A 17,707-nucleotide genomic window follows, 5' to 3' on the forward strand; every position below is an offset into this window, starting at 1 on the left:
CGGCCCAGTGGAGCAGAGTCGTGGGGTGGAGTTCCGGATGCTCGAAGCCGTCGGCCTCGCCGAGGCGGAGGAGGCCGCGTATCGCGCGCTCCTGCGCCACGCCGACCTGAGCTCGTCGGAGCTCGCGGATGAAGCGGAGCTCTCGCCCGCGTCCGCCCGCTCGGCGGCCGACGCGCTCACCGCTGCGGGGCTCGCGGTGAGGCACGAGGGCAAGCCGGCGCGCTACGCCCCCGTCGACCCGCGTGCGGGGCTGCCGGCGCTCATCCGGGCACGGCAGAGCGAGCTCGAGCGCACGTCGGCCGCGATCGGCACCTTCGCCGCGGAGTACGTCGAGCGGCTGCTCAAGACGGAACCGGGCCGGCTCGTCGAAGTGCTCGACGGGCCGACGACCATCACGGAGCGGCTCGATGCCCTGATGAGGGCCGCCGAGCACGAGGTCCTCGCGTTCGAGGAGCCGCCGTACGTGAGCGACCCGCGTCATTCGGAGAACGAGATCGAGGAGTCGCTGCTGTCGCGCGGCGTCAGGGTGCGCGCCATCTACTCGTCGTCCGTGTTCGAGGCCCCTGGCCGTGTCGAGGCCATCCGGCACCTGACCGCGCTCGGGGAGGAGTCGCGCGTCACGGCCAAGGTGCCGCTGAAGATGATGCTGATCGATCGCAGGGTCGCCGTCGTGCCGATGACGGCGCGCGAGGAGACGACGCGCACGACGGCGGTGCTGGTGTGGCCCTCCCGCCTCTGCGACGCCCTGATCGACCTGTTCGAACTCACCTGGCGCCTGAGCTCGCCCTTCTTCTCCGCCCCCGCCGCAGATGAGCCCGTCGAGCGGGAGGACGCCGAGATGCTCCGGCTGCTGGCCGCGGGCCTGAAGGACGAAGCGGTCGCGCGCCACCTCGGCCTCTCGGAGCGGACCGTGAGGCGCCGGATCGCGGACCTCGTCGGCGAGCTCGGCGCGGCGAGCCGGTTCCAGGCGGGGGTCCTGGCCGCCAAGCGCGGCTGGATCTGAGCGGGCGCGCGAGGCGCAGCGGCGCTGGCGGGGCCTCAGGGCAGCAGGCCGCGGCGCCGGGCGGCGGCGACGGCGGCGTGGCGGGTCGCGGCGTCGAGCTTCGACATCGCGGCGCCGAGGTACGCCTTGACGGTGCTCTCGCGCAGGCCGAGCTGCTCGGCGATGCCCGCGTTCGTCGACCCGAGTGCCGCGCAGGCGAGTACGTCGGTCTCGCGGGGGGAGAGGCGCACGGCGGGTGCATCGGCCCCGCCGGCGTCGCCGTCGCCCGCCGCCGAGGCCGCGGGCATGCCGGCCGAGAGCGCGGCCAGCCGGCGTTCGATGTCGGCCAGGCGCTCGCGGAGGGCCCCGTCGTCGAGCTCGGCCCCGATCAGGCGCAGCTCGGTGTAGGTCGAGCGCAGCTCCTCCTGCTGCGCGGGCGAGAGGCTGGGCTGCGCGGCAGCCTCGGCCTCGCGGCGCCCGCGCTCGTCGTTCTCCGCGAGCTTCCTGGCGAACTCCTCGGCCACGCGCACCGCGGGTTCGGCCGAGACCCCTCCGATGCTCCAGTTGCCGTGCACGCCGCCGTACAGCACGCCGCGGGGCACGCGGTCGACGACGACGGGCACGGCGATCAGGGTGCCGATGCCCTCGCCCAGGATGTACGAGTCGTAGTCGTGCGTGATCTGGCGCGCCGACGCGTAGTCGCCCGCCATGCGCGGGCGCAGCTCGGTGACGGCCCTGCCGCCCAAACCGCGGTCGCGCGCCACGGAGAGCCCGCGCAGCGCGTCGGTGCGGTTGCCGTGGAACGCCGTGACCCGCGTGAGGCCCTCGCGGTCCATCAGGCCGCCGAAGACGACGGGGAACCTGGTGCGGCGCGCGAACTCGGCGACGGCGCCCGTCAGCAGCCGTGATTCCGTCACGGATCGCTCCCTTGCGTGCTCGTTCCGGGTGGTACCGACTTCAGGGGGTATCACCATGGTCGGTCCGGTTCGTACCGTCAAAACGTATCACTGGGCGCGAAGGAGCGCCCGACGGTTGCGCGTCGATCGACGCGCCCGATCCATCACATGCGGCGAGGAGGCCTCATGACGGAGCAAGCTCCGGGCGGAACCCAGACGGGTGCCGTCGACTACATCGAAGTGGAGAACTCTGCGGAGTTCCGCGGCCTGAAGCGCAGGCATCGCTCGTTCGTCTTCCCCATGGCGGTCGTGTTCCTGGTCTGGTACTTCGCCTACGTGCTGCTGGCCGGCTGGGCGCCCGAGTTCATGGCGCAGAAGGTCTGGGGCGACATCACGGTCGGCCTGCTGTTCGGCCTCGCCCAGTTCGTGACGACGTTCGTGATCACGATGGCGTACGTCTCGTTCGCGAACCGCAAGCTCGACCCCGTTGCCGCGGACATCCGCGCCGAGCTCGAGAAGAAGGAGGCAGGCGCATGAGCGAATGGTTCGCCTCGGCCGGATCGGTCGTCCGCGCGGCGGTCGCGGAGATCGAGACCAATCCGATCCTGAACATGTCGATCTTCGCGCTGTTCGTCGCGGTGACGATGTTCATCGTCATCCGGGCCAGCCGGAACAACTCCTCGGCCGCCGACTACTACGCGGGCGGTCGGTCGTTCTCCGGCCCGCAGAACGGGTTCGCCATCTCGGGCGACTACCTCTCGGCGGCGTCGTTCCTCGGAATCGTCGGCGCGATCGCGGTCAACGGCTACGACGGGTTCCTGTACTCGATCGGGTTCCTGGTCGCCTGGCTCGTCGCGCTGCTGCTCGTCGCCGAACTGATGCGCAACACCGGCAAGTTCACGATGGCCGACGTGCTCTCGTTCCGCCTGAAGCAGACGCCGGTCCGGATGGCCGCCGCGATCACGACGCTGGCGGTGTGCTTCTTCTACCTGCTCGCGCAGATGGCGGGCGCCGGCGGCCTCGTGTCGCTGCTGATGGGCATCGACGGAAAGCTCGGCCAGTCGCTCGTGATCGCCGTCGTCGGCATCGTGATGGTGCTGTACGTGCTGATCGGCGGCATGAAGGGCACGACCTGGGTGCAGATCGTGAAGGCGTTCCTGCTCATCGGCGGCGCGCTCGTCATGGCGATCTGGGTGCTGGCGATGAACGGCTTCAGCCTGAACCAGCTGCTGGAGTCGGCCGTCGCGGCCTCCGAGCACGGGGACGACATCCTCGGGCCGGGCCTGAAGTACTCGAACCCGCTCGACTTCCTCTCGCTGGCCCTCGCGCTGGTGCTCGGCACGGCGGGCCTGCCGCACGTGCTGATGCGCTTCTACACGGTGCCGACGGCGAAGGAGGCCCGCCGCTCGGTCGTGTGGGCGATCTGGCTCATCGGGCTGTTCTACCTGCTCAGCCTCGTGCTCGGCTACGGCGCCGGCGCCCTCGTCGGCCCCGAGCAGATCCTCGGGGCGCCGGGCGGCGTGAACTCGGCGGCACCGCTTCTGGCCAACGCGCTGGGCGGCCCGCTGCTGATGGGCTTCATCTCGGCTGTCGCCTTTGCGACCATCCTCGCGGTCGTGGCCGGCCTGACGATCACCGCCTCGGCGTCGTTCGCGCACGACATCTACGCGAACGTGATCAAGAAGGGCAAGGTCACGGGCAACGGCGAGGTGAAGGTCGCGCGCATCACGACCCTCGTCGTCGGCGCGCTCGCCATCATCGGCGGGATCGGCGTGCAGGGCCAGAACGTGGCGTTCCTCGTGGCGCTCGCGTTCGCGGTCGCCGCGTCGGCGAACCTCCCGACGATCCTGTACTCGCTGTTCTGGCGCCGGTTCACGACCACGGGTGCCGTCCTGAGCATGTACGGCGGCCTCGGCATCGCGATCATCCTGATCGTGCTGTCGCCGGTGTTCTCCGGCACCGAGACGAGCGTGTTCCCGACGATCGACATCGCGGTGTTCCCGCTGTCGAACCCCGGCATCATCTCGATCCCCGCCGGCTTCCTGCTCGGCTGGCTCGGCTCGCTCATCGGCCCGAAGAAGGAGGACCCGAGGCTGGCGGCCGAGATGGACGTGCGCTCGCTGACCGGTCACGGGGCGGAGAAGGCCGTCGAACACTGACGACCCGCCGGCGTCGCGGCCCGCCGGCGTCGCGGCCCGCACATCCCATCCGGTGTGCGGGCCGCGGCATTCCGCGGAGGCACCGCTCCCTGGAATCTTTGTATGCGCTGTGCTTGACTCATATTCACAGCACGACCGGGAGGCCGCACATGAGTACCGCCAGCATCCGCACCAAGCGGGCGACGATCGCGGCGGCAGCCGCCCTGTTCGCGGCGCCGCTGTTCGCGGGCTGCGCCGCGAGCGCCGTCCCCGCCGCCGACGTCGAGGCCCAGATCTCGCAGGTGATCGAGGGCGAGACGGGCAACGCGCCGGATGGTGTCAGCTGCCCTGAGGACCTCCCCGGTGAGGAGGGCGCCGAGATGACGTGCGAGATCACCGTCGACGGCACGACGGTCGACGCGACGATCACCGTGACGTCGGCCGACGGCAGCGACGTCAACTTCGACGTGCTGGTCGACCAGCTGCCCGCCGGCGAAGGCGAGGAGTAGCCCCACAGACCAACGCCCCGGTTGAGCGCCTGTCTGGGGGGAGAGGCGCCACCGGGGCGTTGTAGCGCGCTCTGCACCGCCGCCCGCGCGTGGGCCTGGGCCCCCACGTAAAAATGCCGCCAACTGCTCTTCCTGGGCTTCGGGAGGAGCAGTTGGCGGCATCTTCTCGCCGCGGGGTGGGGCCTACGGGATGAGGATCGTGCCGTTGGGCGAGATCTTCGCGCTGGGGTTCTTGAGGAGGAACTCCTCGAGCTCCTCCGGCGTCTTGTTGTTGAGCTCCGCGACGGCGGCGAGGTCGTCGCCGAGCGCGTCGATCGCCTCCTGCCCGCCCAGCGACTCGGGCAGATACGTGGTCGTCTTGATCGTCTTCATATCGTCGCCCGTCTCCTCTGACGCGTCGCCGGCCTCGTCGGTGCCTTCCGCTCCGTCGTCATCGGCCGGCGCGCTCGTCTCCGTCCCCGCGGGGGCGGAGACGTCGTCGTTCCCCGCGCCGCCCAGCTGCGTGACGGCGAAGATGATGACGGCGACGGCCGCGATCGCGACGACGACGAGCGTCGCGATCATGCCGCGGTTCGTGTTCTCGGCCTTCTCGGACATGTCGGTGTCCCTTCGGTCGCCCGGCGCTCCCGGAGGGGTGCCGGATGGGCTCTTCATAGTACTCGCGGAAGCCCGCGAATACACGAGTGGGGGCGGGGAGCGCTTGCGCGCTTCCCGCCCCCACTGATCGTCAGCCGCTCACACGGCCGACGATCGGATCACTCCTTCGCCGACAGCTTGCGCTGGCGGATGGCGAAGGCTGCCGTGCCGGCGCCGACCACGAGCAGGCCGAGGGCCAGCATCACGATCGGGGCGGTCTCGATCTCGGCACCCGTGACCGCGAGCTCGGTGCCCGTGGTGGTGTCTTCGTCCGTACCGCTGTCGTCGCCGTCGGTCGTGCCGCCGTCGGTCGAGCTGTCGTCCGTCGAGCCGTCGGTGCCGGCGTCGTCGGTCGAGCTGTCGTCCGACGAGCCGTCGGTGCCGCTGTCGTCCGTCGAGCCGTCGGTGTCACCGTCGGAGGTGCCGTCCGTGCCGTCCGTGCCGCTGTCGTCGGTCGAGTCCTCGACCTCGATCGCGAACTGGACGGCGTTGGAGACGTCGGACATCGTGCCGTTGATCGTCTGGGCTGCGGCGACGCCGTAGGTGCCGGCCTCCCAGGCGCTCTCCGGGGTGTACTCCCAGTTGCCGTCAGCGTCGACCGTGACGGTCGCCGAGATCGCGTCGCCGTCAGGCAGCACGATCGACAGCTCGACCTCGGCGCCGGCGATGCCGGTGCCCGAGATGGTGGGCGTGGTGTCCTCAGTCGTGCTCTCGTTCTCCGGCGACGTGATCACCGGGGCGTCGACCGGGGCGACGACCGTGACGGTCGCGGTGCCGGCCTTGATGCCGTCGAGCGTCTGAGCGGCCGTGACCTCGGTCTCGCCGTACTGGTTGGCCGGGACCTGCGCCGTCCAGTTGCCCTCCGCGTCGACCGTCGTCTCTGCGACGACGTCGCCGCCGACCGAGAGGGCGATGTCGGCGCCGGGCTCGCCGGTGCCGGTGACGTCGAAGTTCTCGCCGCCGGTGACCTCAGCCCCGTCCTCGGGGGACGTGATGACCAGGTCCTCGAAGACGAACGGAGCGGCCTCACCCGAGAGGGTGTAGTTGCCGAGGCTGCCGTAGGCGCTGTAGCCGCCCGCATCCGCTGCCGTCGCGGTGCTCGGGTCGCCGAAGCCGGCGCCCTCGACCGAGACGTAGTAGGTGCCGGGCGCAAGGGCCGGCTCGGTGATCGAGGCGTCGAGGCCCGATGCGACCTCGGTCGACTCCACCGCGGCGTCGGGGTTGCTCGCGGCGACCTCGTTGCCGTCGGCGTCGGTCAGCGTCAGCTCGACGTCGAGGTTCGCCTGCTCGTCCGCGGCGTCGGCGTTCAGCGTGACCGGGCCACCGATCGTCGTGAAGCTGTAGACGTCGACGTCGTCGCCCGTCTCGATGACGCCCGGCTGGCTGAACGCCGTGGCCGAGTTGTCGAGCTCCGCGGCGTCGGCGGCCGTGTTGCCCACCTGGTCGGCGGCGCGGTCAGCGCGGTCCGTGAAGGTGAACGTCAGCACGAGCTCACGGTCGGTGCAGTTGCCGTCCGCGTCGACCTCGTAGAACACGTCACCCGGCTTGGGGTTGCTCGGGTCGGCGTCGCCCTCGTAGCAGACGTTGCCGTCGTAGGGCTCGCCGTCCTGCGTCGTGACGCTGAGGAGGAGGTACTCGGCCGCCGAACGGTCGCTGATGACGGCGAGGTCGTCCTGCTCGGGGTTGCTCGCGCCGGCGTAGCTGCCGTCCGACCACTGCGAGATCGGGTTGTTGTAGGGAGCGCCCATGATCGGGCCCCAGAGGCCGCCCTCGGGAACGTAGTACTCCTCGGCGTCGAAGCCGTGGTGCGAGAGGCCGAAGTTGTGGCCGGACTCGTGCGTGGCCGTGAACGCGACATCCTTCGCCGCGGCGTCGGCCGGGTCGCCCGTCTCCGAAGCGCCGGTCGGGAAGACGAGTGCGCCGGTCAGGTAGTCGGAGCCGGTGCCGCCGACCCAAGCGAGGCCCGAGGTGTTGGCGGCGTCGGGGAGGGTCTCGGAGTACGAGCTGGTGATGATGACGTGCGAGGCGTACTCGTTGTCGTCCTCACTCGTCTTGTACAGTGCGTCGTCGCTCGGCCGCGTCGTCGTCACGTTGACGTTGAAGGGCGCGTAGTCCTCCGCGACGCCCTTCCACACCTGCTCCTGGAACGCAGCGTCGTCCGCCTTCAGCGGGGCGAAGTCGAGCGTCTCGCTGCCGGAGTGGTCGTTCCAGTTCGTGCCTTCGAGGGTCTCGCCGTCGAAGTCGAGGTACACCGTGACCGGGGCACCCGGGCGCGAGCCCTCGGTCGGGTTGCCGGGGATCGGCGCGCCGCCCTCGGGAGCCTTCGGGAGGTTGGTCCCCTCCGCGAGCTCTTCGCTGTGGTCGTGGTCGTCGTGGTTCTCGTGGTCCTTCGCGAGGTCCTTGAGGAACACGAAGCCGCCGTCGGAGACGACGAGCTCGTCGGACTCCTTGACCTCGTTGACGGTCATACCGAGGCGCTCGGCGGCGAGCTCGTACTTCTCGCCCTCGAGATCGACGATGTTGGCTGTCTTCTTTTCCGGCGACTCGTCGGCTGCGGCCGGAAGGACCGCGCCACCGAATGCCAGCGCGCCAGCGCCGACCGTCGCCGCCGCGGCCTTGAGCCACGTACGGTTGTGAGATTTCACGTATCTGATTCCTGTGTGTCGGTGTGCATGAACAAGGACAATCCCGAGCACGATATCAATTCGTTGTGAATCGCCCAACTGCCCACATCGCATGGGCAGGTACGCGGGGAGCCCGAGAAGAATGCATGTGAATGCATCTGAAAATGCTCCCCATGTCTGCCCGGGTAGCCATGAATCGCCTGGTCGGGCGGTGGTTCAGCCGATCGTTGGCCGTGATCTCGGTCGATGAAGGGGAATGACAACCGCGTAATTCCGCCGGGGAATCCCGGTTGGTCCCACGTGCGATGGGCAGATCTGCCCACCCGAGCGCGGGAAAGTCGTGCGAAATGTGACGTGGAGCTACGCGTCGGCGAGCCAGCGGAGCACGTCGGCCGCTGGCCCGGTGCGCGCCGCGCGCCACCCCGTGCCCGCCCAGAGGTGCAGGCGATCGGTGTCCCCGGCCTCCGCCGCCGCCCTGCGCAGCGCGCGGGTGAGGTGATGCACGGCAGGGTACGCGTCGATCTGCGCGTGCTGGTGCCGGTCGATGAACCCGTTCCGCAGGGCGCGCGCCGGGCGGCCCGTGAAGACGCGCGTCACGGTGGTCTCCGTGAAGGCGGGGTCGGCGAGCGCCGCGCGGTGGGCGGCCGAGGTCCCGGCCTCGTCGGTGCGCAGCAGCGCCGTGCCGACCTGCACCGACTCGGCGCCGGCAGCGATCAGCTCCGACACCGCGCGCGGGCCGTCGACGCCGCCCGCCGCGATCACGGGCGCATCCAGCTCGTGGCGCACCCGGCGCACGAGCTCCGCTGTCTCGATGGGGCGGGGGTCGCGCGCGGGGTCGAACGTCGCGCTGTGCCCGCCGGCGGCCGGGCCCTGCACGACGAGGCCGTTCACGCCGGAGTCGACGGCACGGCGGGCCTCCTCGGTCGTCGTCACGGTCGCCAGTACGACGGACCCGGCCGCCTGCAGGGCCCGGATGGCGGAGGCACCGGGGAGCCCGAAGGTGAACGACACGACGGGCACGGGGTCGTCGGTGAGCAGCGCCACCTTCTCGTCGAGGTGATCGTCATCGCCGATCGGTTCGGGGCTGAGCACGATCTCGTACTCCCTGGCTTCGCCCGAGATCTCGTCGACGAAAGCCTCGAACGCGGTCTCGTCGACGTCGGTCGGCTCGGCCGCGAAGAGGTTGACCCCGAAGGCGCCGCCGATGCCGCGCGCCTCGGCGACCTGCGCGGCCAGGGCATCCGGGCTCTGGTAACCGCCGGCGAGGAATGGGAACGCGCCGGCGGAGACGGCCGCGCGGGCGAGTGCGATGGTCGACGGGCCGCCCGCCATGGGCGCCGCGACGACGGGGTGCTCGGAGTCAAGGATCGGCATCGTCGGCTCCTCTTCGATCGGCCGGGGTGTCTTATCGAGACTACCCGCGCGGGGCGGACGCCGGTACGGGTCGCGGCTGCGATTCCGGCGCTGGAGGACTCGCCGCGCCGACCGCCGGACGAGGCGCCGGCTCCGGCGCCTCGTCCTAGACTCCACTGGTGCTCGATCTCGACATCCTGACCCTGGTGCTCCTCCTCGTCGCGGCGCTGGGTGCGGGGTGGGTGGACGCGGTCGTCGGAGGCGGCGGGCTGATCCAGCTCCCCGTGCTGATGCTCGCGCCGGGCGTGACGCCGATGCAGGCGCTCGCGACCAACAAGGTCGCCAGCATCATGGGCACCGCGGTGTCGACCACCACCTACGTGAGGCGGGTGAAGCCCGACGCGGCCACGGCCGTGCCGACGGCGGTCGCCGCCCTCATCGGAGCCCTCGGCGGGGCCCTCGTCGCCTCGTACATCCCCGCAGAGGCATTCGACCCGATCATCCTCGTCGTGCTGATCGGCGTCGGTGCGTTCACGGTGCTGAAGCCGAAGATGGGCGTGCACACGGTGCAGCGCTGGCACGGTTGGCGGCACGTCGCCGCCGCGACGGCGATCGGGCTCTCCGTCGGCCTCTACGACGGCGCGCTCGGCCCCGGCACCGGCTCGTTCTTCGTGATCCTGTTCGTCAGCGTGCTCGGCTACGGCTTCATGCCGGCATCCGCGTTCGCGAAGATCGCGAACCTCTGCACCAACGCGGGCGCGCTGATGTTCTTCATCCCCGCCGGCTATGTGATCTGGGGCCTCGGCCTCGCGATGGGCGTCGCGAACCTCATCGGCAGCTACATCGGCGCGCGCATGGCGGTGTCGAAGGGGTCCCGCTTCGTGCGCGTCGTCTTCATCGTCGTGATCGCCGCGCTGATCGCGAAGATCAGCTGGGACCTCATCACCGGGGCATGAGCGCTCCGGATGCCGCGGCATCCGGAATCAGAGGCCGAGCAGCCAGGTCGCCATCAGGAAGTAGATGATGAGGCTCGTGGCGTCGCAGAACGTCGCGATGAACGGCGTCGAGAAGACGGCGGGGTCGGCCTTCACGGCGCGCGCGATCAGCGGCATCGCACCGCCGACCGTCGCAGCGAGCGTGCACACGCACAGCAGCGTGAAGCCGATCACCTCGCCGAACTGCCAGCCGAAGACGAGCCCGGATGCGATGAGGCCGAGGGTGCCGAGCAGGCCGCCGAGCATGGCCCCCACGCGCACCTCGCGCCACATCACGAGCAGGATGTCCCTCGGTCTCACCTCGCCGAGGGCGAGGGCGCGCGTGACGGTGACCGCCGCCTGCGAGCCCGTGTTCCCGGCGGTGCCGGTCAGGAGCGGCACGAACAGGGCGAGCGTGACGACCTGATCGAGCGTCGCCTGGAAGAAGTTGAGCACCTGCACCGTGAGCACGGCGGATACGGCCAGGACGAGCAGCCAGACGACGCGCGAGCGCACGAGGCCCCATACCGGCGACGCGAGGTACGGCCGGCGCAGCGGCTCGGCGCCGCCCTGGCGGGCGTTGCGCCTGTCTTCGCTGCGCTCGATGATGGCGTGCGCGTCGTCGCTCGTGAGGAGGCCGAGCAGGCGGTCCTCCCCGTCGAGCACGGGCGCCGCCAGCAGCTGCGCGTCGATGAGCTCGCGGGCCGCGACCTCGGCGTCGTCCGTCGCGTGCACGTACACGGGGTCGCGCATGTGGTCCTTGACCAGGGCGTGCGGGTCGCCCATGACGAGGCGGCGGAGGCTGATCACGCCCAGCAGCGTGCGGTGGGGGCTCGTGACGGGCAGCTGATAGATCGTCTCCGCGCCGGCCCCGCGGTGCCGCACGTGCGTGAGCGCGTCGCCGAGCGTCATGGTGTCGTTCAGCCGCACGTACTCCGTGCTCATGTAGCGGCCGATGCTGTCGGCGTCGAACCCGAGCATGGGCGCCGTCAGGGCGCGCTCGGCCGGCGACAGCCCCTTCATGAGCGAGGTCGCGACCGTCGCGGGCAGCTCGTCGAGCAGCTGCGCGCGGTCATCCGGGTCGATCTCCTCGAACACGCGGGCCACGTCGCTCGTCTGCAGGCCCTGGATCAGCTCGCCGCGCATCTCGGGCTCGAGCAGCTCGAACACCTCGAGCGCGCGCGAGCGCGACAGCATCCGGTAGATGATGGCGCGGTCGTCGGGGTCCTCGCGCTCGAGCAGGCGCGCCACGTCGTGCGGGTCCTGCTCGGTGAGGGTGTCGCGGATCATCGTGAGCGAGCGTTCTCGGAGCGCCTCGTTCATCCGCTCGATGAGTTCGTCGAACTCCTCGTCCATCGCGCACCCCCTCGCCTGATGTGCCGGCGAGTGATTGTCGCCCGCCGTGGTGACGGGTCGGTGAACACGGCGTGGCTCCCCGACCCGTGACGAGCCTAGACCGCCCCTGCTGAAGACATGCGAACGGATACGCTCGACGCATGGGAACGCGAAGCGCCTGGGCGGACGAGGCCGTGCGGCTGCTGGAGGCCGATGCCAACCGCAGCGCCGACACGCACCTGCACACCTTCCCCCTGCCGGCCGAGTGGGGCATCGACCTCTACCTCAAGGACGAGTCGGTGCACCCGACGGGGTCGCTGAAGCACCGCCTCGCCCGCTCGCTCATCATGTACGGCCTCGTGAACGGACGCATCGGCGAGGGCACGACGCTGACGGAGGCCTCGAGCGGGTCGACCGCCGTCAGCGAGGCGTACTTCGCCCGGATGCTCGGGCTCGAGTTCGTCACGGTCGTGCCCCGCTCGACGAGCCCCGAGAAGATCCAGCTGATCGAGTTCTACGGCGGGCGCTGCCAGTACGTCGACCGGCCCGCCGACATGTACCCGGAGGCCGAGCGCCTGGCCCGGGAGTGCGGCGGGCACTACCTCGACCAGTTCACGTACGCCGAGCGGGCGACCGACTGGCGCGGCCACAACAACATCGCCGAGAGCGTTTTCGCCCAGCTCTCGCTGGAGCGGCATCCGGTGCCCGCCTGGGTCGTCGTCGGCGCCGGCACCGGCGGCACGTCGGCGACCTTCGGCCGCTACGTGCGCTATCGCCGCCACGCGACGCGCATCGCGGTCGTCGACCCGGAGAACTCGGCGTTCTACGGCGGCTGGGAGACGGGCGCCGCCGACTACGCCACGGGCATGCCGAGCCGGATCGAGGGCATCGGGCGGCCCCGGATGGAGCCGTCGTTCATCCCCAGCGTCATCGACCACATGATCCGGGTGCCCGATGCCGCGTCGATCGCGGCCATCCGGATGCTGCGCGAGCGCACCAGGCACTGGGCCGGCGGCTCGACGGGGACGAACCTCGTGGGCGCCTTCGAGCTCATCGCCGGCATGCGGGAGCGCGGCGAGCGGGGCAGCGTCGTCACGCTGATCTGCGACAGCGGTGAGCGCTACGCCGACACCTACTACGACGACGGGTGGGTCGCCGCCCAGGGGTTCAACCTCGCCCCGCACCGCGCTCGGCTGGAGCGGTTCCTCGACGCCGGAACCTGGTGACCGGGCGGGCGTGCGCCGCGGGCGGCGTGCCCTAAACTGGGCGCATGGCACGCGACACCGACGAGACCTCAGAGCGCCCCGCCGGCGGCCCCAACCCCGTATGGTTCAAGCCGATCATGGTCGGCTTCATGCTCCTGGGCCTGGTGTGGATCATCGTCTTCTACCTCTCGGGCAACCAGTACCCGATCCCCGACATCGGCGCGTGGAACCTGCTGATCGGCTTCGGCATCGCGTTCATCGGCTTCCTGATGACCACCCGCTGGCGCTGACGCCCGCGTGATCCGGATGAGCCCCGCTCGGTCGAGCGGGGCTTTTCCGTACCCTCCGCGGCGCGAACTACACCGGTGTGATTCATCCACAGGGGTTTCCCCAGCGGTGAATAACAGCCGTGTGATTCTCCCCACATGGGGACAGACCTGTGGATAACTCCGGGGAAAACCCCTGGATATCGGTGGACGAGCGGTGCACGGACCCGTGGAGAACCGCGTGATCCTGTGCACGGATGGTGGAGAGCGCGGCCGCTTCGCGCCCCGCGCGGTGCCGACATCGGCGCCAGGGCGGGCGAGACGCTCTCCACAGCCCTGTGGAGAAGCGTCGCTGGCCCCGGTCGCGGCATAGGGGAACGACGGCGGCCCGGCTCCTCGCGGGGAGATGCCGGGCCGCCGGGGTGCGGGCGCGCGTCAGATGAGGATGTAGCCCCAGAGGGGCGGGAGGCAGAAGCCGACGAGCAGGGCGAGGCCGACGGCGCCCAGCAGGAGCTTCTGCTTCGTGCGCTGCTCGCGGCGGCGCGTGCGGGTGAAGACGAAGCCGCACAGCGCGCCGACGATGAGCCCGCCGACGTGCGACTGCCACGACACGTTCATACCGGGCAGGAAGCCCAGCACGAGGTTGATGCCGAGCACGATCATCAGCCCGATCATGTTGGCACCGAGGTGCCGCCCGATCACGAGCAGGCAGCCGAACATGCCGAAGATCGCACCGGATGCGCCGACGACGGGGGTCTGGAACGCCAGCAGCGTGACGGCGAGGGAGCCGCCGGCGACGCTGAGGAGGTAGCTCGCGACGAACCGGCCCGTCCCCAGGAGCGGTTCGAGCTGTCGCCCGATCATCCACAGCGCGAGCATGTTCAGCAGCACGTGGAAGAAGCCGGAGTGCGTGAGTGCGACCGTGAGGATGCGCCATGGCTGGAAGGGCCCGAGCTCGGGCGCCGCGCTGAACGGCATCGCCGGGTAGATGTCTGGCGCGAAGAACATCAGGTATCGGTTCAGCGAGAAGCCGAGCGCCCCGCCCGCCCAGTCGAGCAGGAACACGACGGCCGTGAGGATGAAGATCCACATCATGCCGGGCGTCGAGCCCGTGGCGGCGGCGACGCCGCCCGAGGCACCGCCGCCCCGCCGCCAGCGGCGCTGCGCGCGCTTGACGGCGGGGGTGCGGTTCTTGCGCTGCTCCTTGATGCACTCCGGGCAGATGAACCCGACCGACGCGACGGTCTGGCACTCACCGCAGATCGTGCGCGCGCACCTCTGGCACAGCACGAAGCTCTGGCGCTTCGGGTGCCGATAGCAGAAGTTGTCGCGGTTCGACGCGAAGTCTCCGGATGTCACGTGAGAGCAGCAGTGGTGTCGTTACGCCGCGACGACGTCGATCGAGCTGATGACGACGTCCTCGACCGGACGGTCCTGCGCGCCGGTGGCGACGCCGGCGATCGCGTCGACGACGCGCTTCGAGTCGTCGTCGGCGACGGCGCCGAACACGGTGTGCTTGCCCATCAGCCACGGCGTCGGGTCGGTCGTGATGAAGAACTGCGAGCCGTTCGTGCCGCTCAGCTTGCCGAAGGCATCCGGGCGCTTGCCGGCGTTCGCCATCGCGAGGACGTAGGGCTCGGTGAAGCCGAGCTCCGGGTGGATCTCGTCGTCGAAGTTGTAGCCGGGGCCGCCGATGCCCTGGCCGAGCGGGTCGCCGCCCTGGATCATGAAACCGGGGATGATGCGGTGGAAGATGACGTCCTGGTACAGGGGGCCCTCGCCCTTCTCGCCCGTGCGCGGGTCGGTCCATTCCTGCGAACCGTCGGCGAGGCCGACGAAGTTCTGGACGGTCTTGGGGGCGTGGCCGCCGAAGAGGTTGACGACGATGTCGCCGTGGTTGGTGTGAAGAGTTGCAACTGCGGTGTGGAGAGCCATGGGCACATTCTTCCAGGTCTCAGCTCTCGGGCGGCTCGGAGAAGCGTCGGGCGCAACCGGGACGTTCTCTATGGATCGCCGAGAATATGCGTCACGGTCTCGTCCCGATAACGGAACACGTGGCAGGATGAGACTCGACCGGTACCGTCAGCGATCAGGGAGGGCACTGTGAGCCTCAGCCCGAGCAAGAAGCAGAAGAAGGAGCTCCGCAAGCTCCAGAAGTCGGCAGCGGAGCTGTGGGACAAGCAGCAGGTCGTTGCTGGCGAGGCCGCTGCCCTGGCGCGCGTCGCGGGCACGCAGGCGAAGCGCTTCGGGCGCGAGCAGCTGGTTCCCGCCGCCCATGAGAAGTACGACGCGTACCTCTCGCCGTACGTCGAGCGCGCCCGCCCCTACGCCGACCGCGGCTACGCGGCGTCGAAGCGCGCCGTCGAGAACCGCGTGGTTCCGGCCGTCGGCTCGATCGTCGGCCGCGCCGCCGGCGCGTGGGACGCCGCCCGGCAGGCCGCAGGCCGCCAGGTCGTCGAGCCGCCGAAGAAGAAGCGCAAGGCGGGCCCCGTGCTCGCCGTCATCCTCGGCATCGGCGCCGCCGTCGGCATCGCCTTCGTCGCGTGGCAGACCCTTCGCGCCGACGACGAGCTCTGGGTCGCCGACGACCCGCTGTCGGCTCCCGACGCCTGATCTCGTACGAACCCCGGCGGGCTTGTTCGCCCCGCCGGGGTTCGTCGCGCCCGGCCGCCGCAGAACGGAGCACTGATGACCGACCACTCGCACCGCGTCCGCGATGCCGCCGAAGCGCTCGGGCTGAGCATCCGGATCGAGGACTCGCCGCGCGCGGGCTCGCTCGAGGAGGCCGCCAGGCTGCGCGGCATCACGCCGGCCGATATCGTGAAGTCGCTCGTCGTGAAGGGCCGCGGCGACCGCTACTACTTCGCACTCGTGCCCGGTGACCGCTCGATCTCGTGGGGCAAGCTGCGCGGCCTCATCGGGGTGAACAAGCTCCGCCTGCCCGAGGCCGAGCTCGCGCTGGCCGCGACGGGGTATGAGCGGGGCACGATCGTCCCCCTCGGCTCGACGACCGCCTGGCCCGTATATGCCGATGAGCGCATGCAGGGCCGCGAGGTGTCGATGGGAGCCGGAGCACACGGCAAGGCGCTCTACGTCGACGGCGACGCTCTGATCGCCGCACTCGGCGCGACGGTCGCCGACATCACCGATCCGCTGTAGGCGGGCGCACGGCTCAGCGCGCGTCGTCGAGGTCGGAGAGGTTGAACGGACGCGTGATGGGCGGCGGCTCCTCGCCGCGGTGCGGCGCCTCGGCGACGGGGTCGGGCAGGGGTTCGGTCGGGATCTCCCTGGGTTCCGGGGCCATCACCTGCAGCGGGGCCGTTCCGGCGCCCGACGAGAGGCGCGAGGCCGGCCGGAATGCGTACTTGTGGGTCGAGAACCGCGCCCGGATGGGCGAGGCGAGGAATACGCCCAGTGTCGCCCCGGCGGCGAGGCCGACGCCGATCAGCGCCGCGCCGATGAGGGTGTTGACGGCCGTGATCAGATCGCCGCTGTCGGCCTCGGCCTGCACGATGCCGAGCAGCCCGCGGAAGACCAGCGAGCCCGGCACCAGGGGGATGATCGCGGCCGTGGTCACGGCCACGGCGGGAACGTGGAGGCGCGGCGCGAGCACCCCGCCGACGAAGCTGGCGATCATGGCGCCGCCGAACGACGCCGTCGCGACCTCGAGGCCGGCCTCGACGATGCCGACGTAGCCGAGCCACGCGAGCCCGCCGAGCCCGGCGCTGACGACGACGATGCGCGCGCCGCCGCCGTTCACCACGGCGACCGCCGCCGCGATCATCATCGACCCCGCGAGGTGGAAGGGCCACGGGCCGAACGCGATCACCTCATCCGGGAGCGGCAGCCCGGCGCCGAACGCATGCGAGAACTCGAGCCCGGCGACGATGCCGATCACGAGCCCGAAGGTGAGCAGGGTGAGGTCGAGGATCCGGCCCGTCGCCGTCAGCGAGAAGCCGTCGATCGCGTCCTGTGCCGCGCCGACGACAGCGACGCCGGAGAGCATCAGGATGATGCCCGACGACATGATGACCGCCGCGCGCAGGTCGGTGAACGGCTCGATGCCCATCCGGGCCAGCAGCGCGGCGGCGGCGGCGACCGCCGTGAGCACGATCGCGGCGCCGATCTGGGAGAAGAACACCGGCACGTGGATCCGGCCCAGCAGGTAGAGCGTCAGCGACGCGCCGAGGGCGCTCAGGGCGACGACGAGCAGCTCGATCCACGTCGCGCGGTACATCACGGCGACCGAGACAGACAGCAGGGCGGAGACGACGACGACGATCGAGTTGCGGTACAGGAACGGCTTGCGCCGGATGCGGTGGAACTCGGCGATGGCGTCGTGCAGCTCCATGCCCTGCTCGATGTCGGCGACGAGGGCCTGCAGCCGCTGCAGCTTCTGATGGTCGGCGCCGACGGCCTGCACCACCTGCATGAGGGTGATCGGCTGGCCCGCGCCATCGCGGTGGTCGGAGACCGTCACCGACGTGAACGTGACGTCGACGTGGGCCTTCTTGAGGCCGTATGCGCGGGTGATGCGCAGGGTCGCCTCGGCGACCGCCTTCGACGAGGAGCCGACCGAGAGCATCAGCGCGGCGACGCGCATGGCGAGGTCGATGATGCGCTGAGCGAGCGCGTCGTCGATGATCGGTATCGACTGCGTCATCGCGCGTTTGTCGGGGTCGTTCACCACGATGCGCTTGACGCCCGCGATCACCTTGCGAGCGGGGTTCAGACGGCTCATGTGATGAGCGTATCCAGCCCGCCCTGTGCGCGTAACCGGCGCCGGCCG

General features: G+C 70.5%; 17 protein-coding genes. 9 read left to right on the plus strand and 8 right to left on the minus strand.

The window, feature by feature from the left end; genetic code table 11:
* Nucleotides 1-25 precede the first annotated feature (25 nt).
* Nucleotides 26-1,003, plus strand: coding sequence for a helix-turn-helix transcriptional regulator (locus C0010_RS08900; protein ID WP_158685402.1), 978 nt, complete (start codon nucleotides 26-28; stop codon nucleotides 1,001-1,003).
* Nucleotides 1,004-1,038: 35 nt separating this feature from the next.
* On the opposite strand, the gene C0010_RS08905 is transcribed toward C0010_RS08900, so the two are convergent.
* Nucleotides 1,039-1,899, minus strand: coding sequence for a helix-turn-helix transcriptional regulator (locus tag C0010_RS08905; RefSeq protein WP_232531875.1), 861 nt, complete (start codon nucleotides 1,897-1,899; stop codon nucleotides 1,039-1,041).
* Nucleotides 1,900-2,064: 165 nt separating this feature from the next.
* Here C0010_RS08905 and C0010_RS08910 point away from each other — a divergent pair, with 165 nt between their 5' ends.
* The 3 genes from C0010_RS08910 to C0010_RS08920 all read left to right on the plus strand — a co-directional run bounded on the left by C0010_RS08910 (nucleotide 2,065) and on the right by C0010_RS08920 (nucleotide 4,525).
* Entirely contained in the window at nucleotides 2,065-2,415 is a 351-nt protein-coding gene (locus C0010_RS08910; RefSeq protein ID WP_105566721.1) for a DUF485 domain-containing protein, read from the plus strand.
* Nucleotides 2,412-4,037: a solute symporter family protein gene (locus C0010_RS08915; RefSeq protein WP_105566722.1), complete on the plus strand. Its 1,626-nt coding sequence runs from the start codon at nucleotides 2,412-2,414 to the stop codon at nucleotides 4,035-4,037. Before C0010_RS08910 ends, C0010_RS08915 begins: the two co-directional genes overlap by 4 nt.
* Nucleotides 4,038-4,186: 149 nt before the next feature.
* Nucleotides 4,187-4,525, plus strand: coding sequence for a DUF4333 domain-containing protein (locus C0010_RS08920; protein ID WP_105566723.1), 339 nt, complete (start codon nucleotides 4,187-4,189; stop codon nucleotides 4,523-4,525).
* Between the two features lie 183 nt (nucleotides 4,526-4,708).
* On the opposite strand, the gene C0010_RS08925 is transcribed toward C0010_RS08920, so the two are convergent.
* The 3 genes from C0010_RS08925 to C0010_RS08935 all read right to left on the minus strand — a co-directional run bounded on the left by C0010_RS08925 (nucleotide 4,709) and on the right by C0010_RS08935 (nucleotide 9,159).
* The gene (locus C0010_RS08925; protein WP_105566724.1) at nucleotides 4,709-5,122 is read right to left on the minus strand and encodes a hypothetical protein; all 414 of its coding nucleotides are present in this window, start codon (nucleotides 5,120-5,122) and stop codon (nucleotides 4,709-4,711) included.
* Between the two features lie 158 nt (nucleotides 5,123-5,280).
* The gene (locus C0010_RS08930; protein ID WP_105566725.1) at nucleotides 5,281-7,806 is read right to left on the minus strand and encodes an Ig-like domain-containing protein; all 2,526 of its coding nucleotides are present in this window, start codon (nucleotides 7,804-7,806) and stop codon (nucleotides 5,281-5,283) included.
* 339 nt (nucleotides 7,807-8,145) lie between these two features.
* On the minus strand, nucleotides 8,146-9,159 hold the full coding sequence (locus C0010_RS08935) for an NAD(P)H-dependent flavin oxidoreductase (RefSeq protein WP_105566726.1): 1,014 nt from the start codon (nucleotides 9,157-9,159) through the stop codon (nucleotides 8,146-8,148).
* A gap of 158 nt (nucleotides 9,160-9,317) precedes the next feature.
* Here C0010_RS08935 and C0010_RS08940 point away from each other — a divergent pair, with 158 nt between their 5' ends.
* A complete protein-coding gene (locus tag C0010_RS08940; protein WP_105566727.1) occupies nucleotides 9,318-10,094 on the plus strand; it encodes a TSUP family transporter in 777 nt (258 codons plus the stop codon).
* Between the two features lie 27 nt (nucleotides 10,095-10,121).
* On the opposite strand, the gene mgtE is transcribed toward C0010_RS08940, so the two are convergent.
* On the minus strand, nucleotides 10,122-11,468 hold the full coding sequence (mgtE, locus tag C0010_RS08945) for a magnesium transporter (protein WP_105566728.1): 1,347 nt from the start codon (nucleotides 11,466-11,468) through the stop codon (nucleotides 10,122-10,124).
* A gap of 140 nt (nucleotides 11,469-11,608) precedes the next feature.
* Here mgtE and cds1 point away from each other — a divergent pair, with 140 nt between their 5' ends.
* Together cds1 and C0010_RS08955 are read left to right on the plus strand one after the other, a co-directional pair.
* The gene (cds1, locus tag C0010_RS08950; RefSeq protein ID WP_105566729.1) at nucleotides 11,609-12,673 is read left to right on the plus strand and encodes an L-cysteine desulfhydrase Cds1; all 1,065 of its coding nucleotides are present in this window, start codon (nucleotides 11,609-11,611) and stop codon (nucleotides 12,671-12,673) included.
* Nucleotides 12,674-12,717: 44 nt separating this feature from the next.
* Nucleotides 12,718-12,942 carry a cell division protein CrgA gene (locus C0010_RS08955; RefSeq protein WP_105566730.1) on the plus strand — a complete coding sequence of 75 codons (225 nt, stop codon included), beginning with the start codon at nucleotides 12,718-12,720 and terminating at the stop codon, nucleotides 12,940-12,942.
* A gap of 411 nt (nucleotides 12,943-13,353) precedes the next feature.
* Here C0010_RS08955 and C0010_RS08960 read toward each other — a convergent pair whose 3' ends face one another.
* On the minus strand, nucleotides 13,354-14,277 hold the full coding sequence (locus tag C0010_RS08960) for a rhomboid family intramembrane serine protease (RefSeq protein ID WP_105566731.1): 924 nt from the start codon (nucleotides 14,275-14,277) through the stop codon (nucleotides 13,354-13,356).
* A 21-nt stretch (nucleotides 14,278-14,298) separates the two neighbouring features.
* On the minus strand, nucleotides 14,299-14,853 hold the full coding sequence (locus C0010_RS08965) for a peptidylprolyl isomerase (RefSeq protein WP_105566732.1): 555 nt from the start codon (nucleotides 14,851-14,853) through the stop codon (nucleotides 14,299-14,301).
* Between the two features lie 168 nt (nucleotides 14,854-15,021).
* Between C0010_RS08965 and C0010_RS08970 the strand changes: the two genes are divergently transcribed.
* Nucleotides 15,022-15,531, plus strand: a complete 510-nt coding sequence (locus C0010_RS08970; RefSeq protein ID WP_105566733.1) for a DNA helicase — start codon at nucleotides 15,022-15,024, stop codon at nucleotides 15,529-15,531.
* A 75-nt stretch (nucleotides 15,532-15,606) separates the two neighbouring features.
* Complete coding sequence (locus C0010_RS08975; protein WP_105566734.1) at nucleotides 15,607-16,077, plus strand: aminoacyl-tRNA deacylase; 471 nt, start codon at nucleotides 15,607-15,609, stop codon at nucleotides 16,075-16,077.
* Nucleotides 16,078-16,090: 13 nt separating this feature from the next.
* On the opposite strand, the gene C0010_RS08980 is transcribed toward C0010_RS08975, so the two are convergent.
* Complete coding sequence (locus C0010_RS08980; RefSeq protein ID WP_105566735.1) at nucleotides 16,091-17,659, minus strand: threonine/serine exporter family protein; 1,569 nt, start codon at nucleotides 17,657-17,659, stop codon at nucleotides 16,091-16,093.
* Nucleotides 17,660-17,707: the final 48 nt, after the last annotated feature.

This window comes from Microbacterium halophytorum, from assembly GCF_002970975.1.
GTDB lineage: Bacteria > Actinomycetota > Actinomycetes > Actinomycetales > Microbacteriaceae > Microbacterium > Microbacterium halophytorum.